The 12,443-nt window shown below is 43.6% G+C and carries 14 protein-coding genes and 2 other annotated features (1 of these 16 only partly in view); of the genes, 3 read left to right on the forward strand and 11 right to left on the reverse strand.

All coding sequences use genetic code 11. The annotated features are described in order from the left end of the window. Window positions 1-8: 8 nt before the first annotated feature. The 4 genes from F6X55_RS16160 to F6X55_RS16175 form a co-directional block, all read right to left on the reverse strand. Window positions 9-269: a DUF6199 family natural product biosynthesis protein gene (locus F6X55_RS16160; protein ID WP_051382004.1), complete on the reverse strand. Its 261-nt coding sequence runs from the start codon at window positions 267-269 to the stop codon at window positions 9-11. 887 nt (window positions 270-1,156) lie between these two features. Beyond that, on the reverse strand, window positions 1,157-3,586 hold the full coding sequence (gene pheT, locus F6X55_RS16165) for a phenylalanine--tRNA ligase subunit beta (protein ID WP_026569753.1): 2,430 nt from the start codon (window positions 3,584-3,586) through the stop codon (window positions 1,157-1,159). A 16-nt stretch (window positions 3,587-3,602) separates the two neighbouring features. Next, complete coding sequence (pheS, locus tag F6X55_RS16170; protein WP_153464731.1) at window positions 3,603-4,637, reverse strand: phenylalanine--tRNA ligase subunit alpha; 1,035 nt, start codon at window positions 4,635-4,637, stop codon at window positions 3,603-3,605. Window positions 4,638-4,799: 162 nt separating this feature from the next. Continuing rightward, window positions 4,800-5,031: a binding site (T-box leader), on the reverse strand. A 64-nt stretch (window positions 5,032-5,095) separates the two neighbouring features. Continuing rightward, entirely contained in the window at window positions 5,096-5,848 is a 753-nt protein-coding gene (locus tag F6X55_RS16175; protein ID WP_337189843.1) for a TrmH family RNA methyltransferase, read from the reverse strand. Window positions 5,849-5,947: 99 nt separating this feature from the next. Here F6X55_RS16175 and sspI point away from each other — a divergent pair, with 99 nt between their 5' ends. Continuing rightward, the gene (gene sspI / locus F6X55_RS16180; RefSeq protein WP_026569751.1) at window positions 5,948-6,163 is read left to right on the forward strand and encodes a small acid-soluble spore protein SspI; all 216 of its coding nucleotides are present in this window, start codon (window positions 5,948-5,950) and stop codon (window positions 6,161-6,163) included. Window positions 6,164-6,621: 458 nt separating this feature from the next. Then, entirely contained in the window at window positions 6,622-7,251 is a 630-nt protein-coding gene (locus F6X55_RS16185; protein WP_026569750.1) for a lytic transglycosylase domain-containing protein, read from the forward strand. Window positions 7,252-7,306: 55 nt separating this feature from the next. On the opposite strand, the gene F6X55_RS16190 is transcribed toward F6X55_RS16185, so the two are convergent. Both F6X55_RS16190 and F6X55_RS16195 read right to left on the reverse strand, forming a co-directional pair. After that, entirely contained in the window at window positions 7,307-8,392 is a 1,086-nt protein-coding gene (locus F6X55_RS16190; protein WP_026569749.1) for a M42 family metallopeptidase, read from the reverse strand. An 88-nt stretch (window positions 8,393-8,480) separates the two neighbouring features. Continuing rightward, window positions 8,481-8,966, reverse strand: coding sequence for a dUTP diphosphatase (locus F6X55_RS16195; RefSeq protein WP_026569748.1), 486 nt, complete (start codon window positions 8,964-8,966; stop codon window positions 8,481-8,483). Window positions 8,967-9,087: 121 nt separating this feature from the next. Between F6X55_RS16195 and F6X55_RS16200 the strand changes: the two genes are divergently transcribed. Further along, complete coding sequence (locus F6X55_RS16200; protein ID WP_026569747.1) at window positions 9,088-9,474, forward strand: sigma-w pathway protein; 387 nt, start codon at window positions 9,088-9,090, stop codon at window positions 9,472-9,474. A 189-nt stretch (window positions 9,475-9,663) separates the two neighbouring features. Here F6X55_RS16200 and F6X55_RS16205 read toward each other — a convergent pair whose 3' ends face one another. From F6X55_RS16205 to infC, 5 genes are all read right to left on the reverse strand, one after another. Next, window positions 9,664-10,251 carry a TVP38/TMEM64 family protein gene (locus tag F6X55_RS16205; protein ID WP_153464735.1) on the reverse strand — a complete coding sequence of 196 codons (588 nt, stop codon included), beginning with the start codon at window positions 10,249-10,251 and terminating at the stop codon, window positions 9,664-9,666. A 111-nt stretch (window positions 10,252-10,362) separates the two neighbouring features. Beyond that, window positions 10,363-10,629, reverse strand: a complete 267-nt coding sequence (locus F6X55_RS16210) for a DUF1294 domain-containing protein (RefSeq protein WP_026569745.1) — start codon at window positions 10,627-10,629, stop codon at window positions 10,363-10,365. A gap of 233 nt (window positions 10,630-10,862) precedes the next feature. After that, on the reverse strand, window positions 10,863-11,219 hold the full coding sequence (gene rplT, locus F6X55_RS16215; protein ID WP_026569744.1) for a 50S ribosomal protein L20: 357 nt from the start codon (window positions 11,217-11,219) through the stop codon (window positions 10,863-10,865). A 46-nt stretch (window positions 11,220-11,265) separates the two neighbouring features. Next, window positions 11,266-11,463: a 50S ribosomal protein L35 gene (gene rpmI / locus F6X55_RS16220; protein WP_026771086.1), complete on the reverse strand. Its 198-nt coding sequence runs from the start codon at window positions 11,461-11,463 to the stop codon at window positions 11,266-11,268. Between the two features lie 339 nt (window positions 11,464-11,802). After that, a complete protein-coding gene (gene infC, locus F6X55_RS16225; protein ID WP_026569743.1) occupies window positions 11,803-12,306 on the reverse strand; it encodes a translation initiation factor IF-3 in 504 nt (167 codons plus the stop codon). Between the two features lie 79 nt (window positions 12,307-12,385). Further along, window positions 12,386-12,443 (reverse strand) — a sequence feature (ribosomal protein L20 leader region); it runs 63 nt beyond the window's last position.

Here is a 12,443-nt window from a genome sequence, read left to right on the forward strand (position 1 = left end):
CGATTAACTCAACGAACTATCCAGTCTATAAAAGATATCAATGTAATAATCAACATAATGATGGATAAAAGCCGAATCCAAAAGGCGCCTAATTCAGAAACCTTTGGTTCCCCATTGAACATCCAACGTCTGCCAAACAAATAGCTTTGATCAGGTTTTATAATCGACCAGACCAACAGTGCGACAAATGGTATGCCGAACACAATGATGAAGAACCACACCGCAAACGGATGGGGTGAAAAGTCCGGGACCGGCTGTTCCCTATACATATTTTCCCCCCTTCCTGAAACCATAAAATGGTGACTTGGAGTTGGTATATTTTTCCTTACCTTCCATGCAACCAACGAGCATGCAGACATTCTCCTTCAAACTACCGAAATAATAATCCAAACCCTTTACTAGTTGGGAAGGAATCAATTCGTTTAATAAGTTCTCATGTTTGATAAACTGGGACAGCTTTTTGCAGCAGCTGTTCCACCGCAACACTGGATTCCCTGTATATTCAATAGGTTTTACGCAGGCATATATTACAAAACACTTTCCTGAATCTGTTGGTCAAACATACAAAAAACAGAACCTGACTGGTTTAGGGAGGTGAAGTCCTCCTGTTCTTGCAATTGAAATGCACCATTATCAATGGTAACTGAAACGGAATCCTTTTGGGGAGCTTTTATTAAATCATGAACCTCCTGTATTGATAAGAAGATACGTCATCCTTTTCTTCCTTTATAAATCTCTATATCTAATTTAACATAAAATTACAATAATTATTGTTCTCCAGGATACATTCCTATCCACTACCCAACGCTTACTATATGACAACTGGCTATGATAAAAGCATAGCCAGGGACAAAGCGCAAGAGCCTGTATAAAGGAGTACAGGCTAGGCCGCCACGTCCTGTGGCAACGCCTGCATGACCCACATCGCCACATCGCGTGGGCCTCCGACAAGCTTAAGACAGCCTCGCCGTTGCACTTTCCGACACACAGAGGGTGGGCTTAAGACCTCGAGGGGGTAGGCGCTGGAGCTTTTCAGCCAATCATTATCTACAGACGATGAAATGTATATTCTCCAATACAACAATGAAAAAACCGAACGAATTGGAATCGTTCGGTTTTAAACTTGGCATTATGATTTTGTCACAGCTCCCTCTTTCTAACCCCGTAACTCTGCCTGGTGTTTTTCCTCTACTGCGGACAGAATTGTCTGGTAGGATGCTTCTACTTCCTCATCTTTCAATGTTCTGTCCGGATCCTGATAGAACAAGCTGAAGGCTATCGACTTTTTACCAGGCTGCAAGTGTTCACCTTGATAAACATCGAAAACTTGAACTTCTTTCAACAATGTGCCTCCTTGTTCTACAATCGTGTTTTTAATATCTCCGGCCGCGACTGCCTGATCGACCACCAAAGCGATATCCCTTGAAACGGAAGGGTAACGCGGAATCTTTGAAAAATCCGGTTCATTCTTTGTCTGCTCCAACAATGCATCCATATCCAGATCAAATACATAGGTATCCTTTAAATCATAGGATTGCTGTAAAGACGGATGAAGCTGGCCGATGAAACCAATCGATCGCTCCTCGATAAACACCTGCGCCGTCCTTCCAGGATGCATTCCTTCAATTTTAGCCTGTTTAAAGGCAGCTGCTATTCCCAGTTTCTCCAGTAAGCCTTCGACAACACCTTTCACCAGGAAAAAGTCAACTTGTTTCTTTTCCTGCTGCCAAGGATGGAGGAGCCAATCTCCTGTAATGGCACCGGAAACTCTTAGTAATTCGCCGGGCTGTTCAGACAGGTTTCCCGGGGTCGGTGACACGAAAACAGTCCCTACTTCGTAATAAGCGAGGTCGGCCTGTTTTCTGGCTGCATTATAAGAAAAAGACGCAAGTAGTTCCGGAAGAATGCTTAACCGCAAATTGCTGTGCTCTTCACTCATCGGCATCGATAAGCGGATGGATTCCATTGCATGCTCCCGGACTTCCGGGCTTACGAGTGTTTCAGCCCGCTCCTTACTTGTCAGGGAATAGGTGATTGCTTCCATTAAGCCAGCACCTTCCATATAACGCTTGATTTCACGTTTCAACAATTGGCGTGATGTCAGACCACCTGCTTGCCCTGCCCCACCAGGAAGGGTGAACGGTAAATTATCATAGCCGTATATACGTGCAATTTCTTCTACCATGTCCTCAAACAATGTGATATCCCCGCGCCTGGTCGGAATCGAAACAACAAATATGCCATCATTTGCTTTGAAATCGAAGTGAAGCTTCCGTAATATATCAGAAATTTCCTGGGTAGAGATGTCAGTTCCAAGTCGTTCATTGACTTTTTCGGTACTTACTTCTACCGTGGCTTCAGACCTGTCCAATTCCTCAAATTCTACCGGACCATCCAGTACAGTACCTTCCGCATATTTGCTCAACAGCCGGCACGCTCTCAATCCGGCCCTTCTCACCCTGTCAGGATCGACGCCTTTTTCAAACCGGGTACTGGATTCGCTCCTTAGCCCATGATCTTTCGAGCTTTGTCTGACTGCGGCAGGAGAAAAATAAGCAGCTTCCAGTAAAACTGTTGTCGTTTGTTCCGAAACCTCGGAATCCGCTCCGCCCATCACTCCTGCAATAGCTGTTGGCTCCTGGCCATTGGTGATGACTAAGTGATTGGATGAAAGTTCTCTTTCTTGATCATCTAACGTCGTAATGGTCTCTTTGTCGCGAGCTCTGCGCACGACAATTTCCTTCGATCCGAAACGGTCATAGTCGAAAGCATGTAACGGCTGCCCGTATTCCAACAAGACATAATTGGTGATATCGACCACATTGTTGATTGGTCTGATGCCGGCCGCAATCAAGTAATTTCTCATCCATAAAGGAGAGTTTTTGACTCTTACATTCTCGATCACAAACGCTCCATAATAGGGATTGAGCTCCGGTTCCTCCACTTTGACGGAAACATAATCCACCGCCTTTTGAGATGCAAAATCGATCGATTCATCCGGCAGTTTGACTGGTGTATCCAAAATGGCCGATGTTTCGTAAGCGACCCCGAGCATACTTAAAGCATCTGCACGGTTCGGTGTAAGTCCCAATTCTAAAATGGCATCGTCCAAGTTCAGCAACTTCAGTGCATCGGAGCCTACTTCCGCATCTTCCGGAAATACGAAGATGCCTTCTGCAAACTCCTTCGGTACAAATTTCTCCTCAATGCCTAATTCTTGCAGCGAGCAAATCATACCATGGGATTCAACACCGCGCAGCTTCGCTTTCTTAATCTTTACATTTCCGGGCAATACGGCGCCCGGTTTCGCAACAGCAACCTTTTGACCTTGAGCAATGTTGGGCGCTCCGCATATAATTTGCAGTTCTTCTTCTCCTGTATCCACTTGACACAAATTCAGCTTGTCAGCGTTGGGATGCTTTTCACAAGACCGTACATAGCCGACAACTACATCAGAACTTGTTTCGGCAACATATTCGATGCCTTCCACTTCTATTCCGGATTTTGTTATTTTTTCGGCCAGCTGTTCTGGCGAAATATTGTCTATATCTACATAATTTTTCAGCCAATTCAAAGAAACGAACATGTTTTTTCCTCCTGATTTACGCTTTATGGTACTGCTTTAAGAAACGGATATCATTCGTATAGAAATGCCGGATATCATCAACCCCGTATTTCAGCATAGCGATTCGTTCAGGACCCATACCGAAAGCAAAACCTGTATATTCCTTGGGGTCATAGCCCGCCATTTCCAACACCCTGGGATGAACCATGCCGCCACCCAGTATTTCGATCCAACCTGTTCCTTTACAAACGGAGCATCCTTCTCCATGACAGACTTTGCAGGATATGTCCATCTCTACAGACGGCTCTGTAAAGGGGAAGAAACTCGGACGCAGACGAATTTCTCTTCCCTCGCCGAACATTTGCTTGGCAAAGCGGTTCAGTACACCTTTCAAGTCGCTCATTCGAACATTCCGATCCACATACAAACCTTCTACCTGTGTGAACTGGTGGGAGTGGGTGGCGTCGTCCGTATCCCGGCGATACACTTTTCCAGGACATATCATTTTGACTGGTTTGCTTCCATGATATTTCCCCATCGTCCTAGCCTGTACCGGAGAGGTGTGCGTGCGCAACAGCAGTTCTTCCGTGATATAAAAAGAATCTTGCATATCGCGGGCTGGATGCCCCTTCGGCAGATTAAGCGCCTCAAAATTGTAGTAATCCGTTTCGACTTCAGGACCTTCCCGGACTTCGAATCCCATTCCGATAAACAAATCCTCGATTTCCTCGATAATGGAAGTGAGTAAGTGCGGTCCGCCTACAGTGACTGGACGGCCCGGCAACGTAACATCGATTGTTTCTTTTTCAAGTTTTTCCTCCAGCTCTTTTGTTTCGAGCCTCTCTTTTTTCGCATCAAGTTCACCTGCAATTGCTTCCCTTACTTTGTTTGCCAATTCACCGATGACAGGCCGCTCTTCTTTCGACAGCTTGCCCATTCCACGTAAAACTTCCGTGATCGGACCTTTTTTACCAAGATAAGCCACCCTTATCTCCTGAAGATCATTCAAGGTGTCTGCCTGTTCTACTTTGGTCAGCGCTTCCTCTTTTAGTTCTTGTAATCGTTCCCTCATGTGCAGGAACCTCCTTTTCGTCGTGAAATGATAAGTTAGCCGATTAACTATTCCTCGCCCGTCTTGTTTTCAATGCAATGAAATGCTAAGTGCTAGCCCCCGTTCCCACAGTTCGACCCCGCACCTGCTCATCACATAAAAAAGTCCCGTCCCCACTTATAAAGAAGGGACGAGACTTGTGTATCGCGGTACCACCCTTGTTGATGCATATGCATCCACTCGAGTTTGATAACGGAAAAAATCCGGGACACCGTTACTTGCCGGAAAACAAGGTCCAAGTGTCGGCTCCAGAGTGAAAATTCAATCATTACCACGATAGAAATGCTTCCAGTCTACGGCATTTCTTCCCTTAAATCGATTTGTAATCATCTACTGACTCTTTCTCGGCCTGTAAATATAATGAATGTTATTTTATTATTATAGAAAAAGCGTTCGTTTCTTGCAACCCTTAACAGCCATTACTTTTCAAGCGTGGCAAGATGATAAAGCAAAATGCCGGCAGCCACACTGACATTCAACGATTCTGCCTTGCCGAAGATAGGAATGTATACGAGGGTGTCCATCTTTTCCAATATAGACGGAGAAATCCCCGCACCCTCGTTTCCGACTACCAGTGCCGCTTTTTCCGGCACCGGTAAAGCTGTATATGGACGCGCATTTGCCAATGCAGCACCCCAAACTGCAAATTCCGCATCTTGCAGTCGGTCAATTACCGGCAGTAGATCGGTTTGAAAAATCGGCAAATGGAAAATGGATCCCTGAGTGGATCGCAAGACTTTGTCATTAAAAATATCCGCAGACCCGGAACCTACATAAATTGCATCGAATCCTGCGGCATCTGCCGTCCGGATCATGGTCCCAAGATTGCCTGGATCCTGGACATTGTCGACGAGCAGCAGCTTCTCAAAATCCTTATCCTCCGGCTGCTTTGCTTCCACCACGGCAGCTATTCCCTGGGGAGTTTTAGTATCGGTAATCGTTTTTAAGATATGGTCAGAAACAATGATTGTTTCCTGATTTTCCAGCCAGTCTGGGATTTCCGCCCCATCAGCCAGAATGACTTCTTTCACATGCCAATCACTTTTCCAAGCCTCTTCAATCATATGATAACCTTCTACTATAAAAAGGTTTGTTTTTACTCTTTCTTTCCGTTTTTTTAATTTTTGCCAGTTTTTTACCCTGCCGTTTTGCACTGAAGTTATCACGTTCATCATCCTTTTGGTGAAGTTCTTATCTATCATACATATTTCCATGTATCATGGTCAAACTATCTATCACATACTGAAATAAATAAGATATGAGGTGGAAAAATGGATTTGAATTTACGTAAAGCTATCCTTTCCAATGTAGCAGACAACAATACTGAACAATTGGAGGCAACCATACTGGATGCGATTGAAAGCGGAGAAGAAAAAATGCTGCCTGGTCTAGGTGTGTTGTTCGAGCTGATTTGGCAGCAATCGGACGAGTCCGATAAAGAAGAAATGTTGTCCGCTTTAGAAAAAGGAGTCCAGCAAGCACAGTAAACAAAAAGCGGATGTACCCGTTTAAAGCACGGCTTGCAGATCCGGATGAAAGCCCATGAATCCTTTGAAGACGTGGCCGGGACAAAAGCTTGGCCACCAAAACAAAAACGGAATGAATTTGAACTATCAATCAACTTCGTTCCGTTTTTACTATTTGTGTTCCTTAGTTAGACTTCTTATTATCCTGTTGTGTAATGCGTGCTTCGTATCACTACGGAAAGCTACTATGCTTTCCACGGGCACGGCTTCCACTTCCACGGAAAGCGTAGTAGCTTGCCGGAGTGGAATGTTGCTTTTTTTAAGGAAGGGTTAGAACGGTTTACTTGTTATAACTCAAAAACCGAGCGAAATGTATCGTGTTCGATCCATTTCGCTCGGTTTTTGTCGTTTTGGCCGTTGCTTGTCCAGGCAAAATCAGGTAATATGATAGTAACGAACTACCTATCGGAGGAACATGCATGGAAATCAGACAACTTCAAAACCTAATCCAAATGCAAGCAATGTCCATTTTAAGTGGAGGGAACGGTTCATCTAGTGATTCTGCCTTTCTAGAAACCGCTTTTCAACAAATACTTCAGCAACAAATGGGAACTGCCCGGACGTCCACTAGTACCTACAAGCCTGAAGCTTCTTCTATGGCTAACAGTACCCCGGTTATGCCGGTATATACGCCAGACATCGATTATACAGAAAGTAAATCAACCAGTCATTCCGGAGCGATTGATAATTATATCGAACAAGCCGCAGAAACATTTGGAGTCGACCCTAAATTGATCCGCTCCGTCATTCAAGCGGAATCAAACTTTAACGCCAATGCGGAAAGTGGTGCAGGTGCACAGGGCTTGATGCAACTAATGCCTTCCACGGCCCGTGGACTCGGCGTTCAAAATGCTTTTGATCCTTTGCAAAACATCATGGGCGGAACCAAGTATTTAAAACAAATGCTGGACCGCTACAGTGGAAACACTTCGCTGGCACTGGCTGCTTACAATGCCGGTCCGGGTAATGTGGATAAATATGATGGAATTCCACCCTTCCAGGAAACCCAAAACTATGTAGGTAAAATTATGGATTCTTATCGAGTTTAAAGTAGAAAGGAGCTGTTCTGAATGGACAGCTCCTTTTGCGTTTACGATATAAATTTCAACCAAATGTAATCTCTTTCACTTTCTCTTCATCCAACCCTTTGATGACTTCCACGATTAACTTGACCGCATTTTCAAAATCATCTTGGTGCAAAATTGCAGCATGAGTGTGGATATAGCGTGTGGCAACAGTGATGGATAAGGCAGGAACACCATTTGCCGTTAAGTGAATAGAACCTGTATCTGTTCCACCTGCAGCCATTGTCGCATATTGGTAAGGGATTTTCTTGTCATCGGCTGTGTCCAGCACGAAATCCCGCAACCCTTTATGAGAGATGGCAGAAGCATCGTAAAGAATGATTTGCGGGCCTTCTCCAATTTTACTATCCGCTTCCTTGTCGGAAATACCAGGTGTGTCGCCGGCAATACCAACATCGACGCCAAATCCGATATCCGGTTTGATTGTATGTGTGGCGGTGCGGGCACCACGGAGTCCTACCTCTTCCTGTACGGTACCGACTCCGTAAACTACATTCGGATGATTTTCACCCTTTAAACGCTTGAGTACTTCAATGGCGATTGCACAGCCAATCCGGTTATCCCATGCTTTAGCCAGAAGCAGCTTTTCATTGTTCATTTGGGTGAATTCGAAGTAAGGAACGACCGAATCTCCCGGGCGGACACCGAACTCTTCGGCTTCTTCCCGGCTGGATGCACCGATATCGATAAACATATCCTTTATTTCCACTGGCTTTTTACGTGCTTCTGCCGGCAAAATGTGAGGAGGTTTCGAACCGATGATTCCGGTAACATCTCCCTTTCTCGTCATAAGCGTCACACGCTGTGCAAGCATTACCTGACTCCACCAGCCACCGATTGTTTGGAAATAAACAAACCCTTTGTCATCAATGCGGGTGACCATAAAGCCCACTTCATCCAAGTGTCCAGCTACCATCACTTTAGGTCCGTTTTCTTTGCCGGTTTTCTTTGCAATCAAGCTTCCGATATTATCGGTGAACACTTCATCCGCATAAGGAGCTATATACTTTTCCATCACTTCTCTTGCTTCTTTTTCGTTGCCGGATATCCCTCTTGCATCCGTTAATTCCTTCAGCATGGTCACTGTTTCATTGTACTCTGCCATATGTAATTTCCTCCTTTTTAGGGTTCACCTTGAATTATAGCGGTTTTTTCCAGGATAGACAAAACATACCCTTCGTCTTTACACCGAATTAGTATCCTCGCAGTTGACGTTCATGATTCACCTCGTTTTTTTTGTTATATGCTTCCTGAATAGCTACTTCCGGAAAACCAAGCTGTGCACCCAATTGCAGGTACGTGGTAAATAACTGTGTGTAGTTTTCTTTACTGGGATCTTGCTTGAATGCTATGATTTGTTCATAGACTAGGAGAAACAACTGCGTGTCATCTAAACCAGTGGACCTTACTATCTCAGAATCATAGCGGTAGCCGGTATCAAGCCCTAAAGAAAGAATGAAATGCAAGCCATCCACGTATTCTTCAAGGATCACGCTCGATTCGCTTTTCGCCTTTTTGCTCCAAAACTTGAAACAGCGTGTTTCATTCGCTAATTCTCCGGTTTCCACTAATAGGGCTAACACTTTTCTTTCGAACAATTCCTCTGCTTTCACTTGGTTATTCGTTTGAATATGCTCATCCAATAATCGTTGTGTTTCAAATAATTGCTCCCAATGCATCTTTATGTTTCTCCTTTTTGAACTTTTTCTCGATTATAACATGCTTGATCGCAAATTGTTGAAACCTTGCCCTGGTTCTATTCGTAAAGGAGAGAAGACTCTAAAACAGGAGACGGTGTGTATGATTGTCCTACTATTTCGCTTGCTGATTTTTATCGCAATGGTGATGCTGCTTTATACGATATATAAATATTTGATCAACCCCAACAGAAAACTGGAAGTAGCCCGGGAAAAGAAAGATTTCTACTTTCTTGATGAGCCTGACAATATCAAAAAAAATTTTTTGATGACCTACAAAGGATTCATTTTCGAAGGAGAGAAGTACTTAGGGACGATTGAGGATTCGTTTGACGTCGTGAATATCAGTATCCATGCGCACTACCCAGGAGAATTAAAAGGACTGGAAAGAAAAGATTTGTACTTCATGGAAGAAGAAGTTTTGATAAGATATCCCTATGCGACAATTGAATGGAAACATCCGATTGATAAACTGCAGGTCAAAAAATGATAAGACAAACGAAGTGACCGGGACAAAAAATGGCCGCCAGAACAAAAACCGAATGAATCCGCTTTGGATTCGTTCGGTTTTTTGATTTATCAGGGCCTTAGAATGCAAAGCACCTTTCCTGAACAGGGATTTTAAACCATTTCACTAAAGACGAAGGCAGCCTTTTTGTATAAGTCACCTGTGTTTTTCTTACTGTTTGACTGTTGGAGTTTTTTCCGCAAAGAATTCCGTCCATTTTATCGTCATCTGTTTCTTCCGGAACAAATATAGAACCGGAAGCAATGTAAGAATCAGTGCGAACATGACCACCGGTGATAAACTCGATATCCATTTCCCGAACGATGTATAAAGGACGGCCAGAGGGATATTGGAGTAAAAAGAAGATCGAGCATACTCTTTGAAACTGGTAGAAATCTCTAAAATACATAATGACAATAAATGAAAATGAATAAAAGGGACAAGGCGTAAAACTGCGATTTGGGAGGTAGTGAACGTTGAACTTTTCCCCATCAATTTTTGCTTTACTTGCACCAGTTTAGACGACATGCCCGGCATCCACTGCACCAGTTTGTAGAACGTCATGCTTGATAAAGTAATACCGATGACAGAGTAAAAGGTTCCGGCTATCGCTCCGAATAATATCCCGCCGGTGATACAAATCAAGATAACAGGAAGGAAAAACAATGGACGAAGTAAATGAAAACCTATGAACAGCAGAGGCGCCAAAAATCCCCCTGTCTCGGCTGCGGTCAACAGATAGCTGCTGACATCCCCCATCTTCTTTGCCCCCTTTTTTCTTTCAGCTCATTCTATGACAAGAGACGAGCTGTTATGACAAGAAGCTTCCACCGGAGTTGTCCTATTTAGCCGATTACTGCACGGTAACGTCTACCCTTTCCACTGAATGATTAAATAAAGATGAATGAAAAATAGCAGAGGCATTCCCAATTTAAAGCTGAAGTGCCGTGTTTTGTGCCTGAAGATGTACATCCCTGCCAAACCTCCAGCCGCCCCACCAATCAAAGCCCCTATCCAAAGCGTTTTTTCCGGTATCCTCCATTGATGTTTGACAGCCCTCTGCTTATCAATTCCCATAAGGACCCACTCTGCGATATTTATTCCTATTATGTATAAAAGTAAAAATCCATTTGTCATGTTCCTACTCCAATCCGTTTAATCATCTAAAAAGCCTGCTTCCTAGATGATTGGTATTTTCAGACTTGTGTATACAATTCGACTTACTTAATTAAATGAATCACCAAAATTGCCATACCGGGCCAAAAGATGAGTTTAAAACTAACTTTGTAGAGCTCATTCAATATAGAATCCGAATAATGCAGAGTATAAAAGAAAAACCACCCCCGCTGAACGAGGATGGTAGTGTTTCATTATTTCAATGCATCTTTGGCTTTGTCAGCTAGTTGAGCGAATGCTTTTTCATCATTGATAGCCAAATCAGAAAGCATTTTACGGTTTACTTCGATACCCGCTTGTTTCAGACCGTGCATCAAACGGCTGTAAGACAGGTCGTTCAAACGTGCTGCAGCGTTGATACGTGCAATCCAAAGCTTACGGAATTCACGCTTTTTCTGTCTGCGGTCACGGTATGCATATTGACCTGACTTCATTACTTGTTGTTTAGCTGTTTTGAATAGGGCGTGTTTCGAGCCATAATATCCTTTAGCAAGCTTTAATACGCGCTTACGACGTCTGCGAGTAACTGTTCCACCTTTTACACGTGGCATAATAATTCCCTCCTAATATATATAACCGATAAATTCGGATCTCAGTTTATTTGTTTGGCAGCATTTGCTTGATACGTTTGTAGTCTCCAGCAGAAACGATATCACTTTTACGCAACTTGCGTTTTTGCTTTTGAGACTTGTTGGCAAACAAGTGACTAGTGTATGCATGAGAGCGTTTAAGCTTCCCAGAACCTGTTTTTTGGAAACGTTTTTGAGAACCTTTGTGGGTTTTCATTTTTGGCATGTTATGTTCCTCCTTGTAATGAATGTTCATACTTGCGGGAGAAAATCTCCGGCGTATCTCTGCGTCAGCTTGCCCCTCCGGTACGCACGTATCTTTTCATACGCTGTGTTCCTCGGTGCCGCGCTTCCTTGATCTACTTGGTTCTTTTCTTCCTCGTATGAACCATTATTTGCTTGCATGTTCATACTTGCGGGAGAAAATCTCCGGCGTATCTCTGCGTCAGCTTGCCCCTCCGGTACGCACGTATCTTTTCATACGCTGTGTTCCTCGGTACCGCGCTTCCTTGATCTACTTGGTTCTTTTCTTCCTCGTATGAACTGCAATGTGCTCTTACAAAACTTATTTTTCGTTGGTTGGCGCAAGCATCAGGAACATGCTGCGGCCTTCCATTTTCGGCTTCGTTTCTACAGTGGAAATATCTTTGCATTCCGCTGCCAATTTTTCAAGGACTTCCTGCCCTAACTCTTTATGCGTGATTGCACGACCACGGAACCGAATAGAAGCTTTCACTTTATCGCCTTTTTCAAGGAACTTTCTGGCATTGCGTAACTTCGTATTGAAGTCATGTTCTTCAATACCAGGGCTTAAGCGGACTTCTTTAACATTGATAACTTTTTGTTTCTTACGTGCTTCTTTTTCTTTCTTTTGCTGCTCAAAACGGTATTTGCCGTAATCCATAATCCGGCATACCGGTGGTTTTGCATTTGGAGCTACTAATACAAGGTCCAAATTTCTTGTTTGAGCAATGTCTAATGCTTCTTGGCGGGATTTAACCCCAAGTTGGTCTCCATTTGAATCAATGAGCCTGACTTCGCGAGCACGAATTTTCTCATTGACGTTCATATCTTTGCTAATAATGAGCCACCTCCATAGAGTTTGGAAAAACCATATAAGATCTTATCGACAAGTTGTTTTGAATGAAAGCATAAAAAAAGTGTCGGTACATACTGCACCCACACGTCTCCCAATACAATAAGGAT

It is taken from the genome of Sediminibacillus terrae (assembly GCF_009602435.1).
Lineage (GTDB): Bacteria > Bacillota > Bacilli > Bacillales > Amphibacillaceae > Sediminibacillus > Sediminibacillus terrae.